The sequence below is a fragment of the Bacillus sp. GbtcB14 genome (genome assembly GCF_019091205.1).
Lineage (GTDB): Bacteria > Bacillota > Bacilli > Bacillales > Bacillaceae_G > Bacillus_A > Bacillus_A cereus_AG.
Genome location: NZ_JAGXJT010000201.1, coordinates 1 through 257, shown reverse-complemented (window position 1 = coordinate 257; position 257 = coordinate 1). Strand labels below are relative to the sequence as shown.

The following is a 257-nucleotide window of genomic DNA, read 5'->3' as shown; positions in this document are numbered from 1 at the left end:
TCCACCAGCTGTAAGACCTGCCGTTTCTTCCGTTTCGCTGCCCTTATCCGGCTGATCATCCGCTGATTTTTTCAGAAACGCCCGGATTTTTGCGGCGTAGCCTTCCGTCACCATGACTTGGGATGTGTTTGCCGCCCACCCGCGGTACAAAGCCTGAATGCCGTTTTCTGTTTGCATAGGGACCATGCCGCTTTCTTTTGTCAGCATGGCTTCCGTTTCAGCATCAACCGTCATGCCGCCGTCTTTCCAAAGCGGCC

General features: G+C 54.5%; 1 protein-coding gene. It reads right to left on the bottom strand.

What is annotated here, in order from left to right; translation table 11 throughout:
• Window positions 1-257: hypothetical protein (locus tag KVT31_RS29710; protein ID WP_217613744.1), on the bottom strand; the 257-nt coding region annotated here is incomplete at both ends.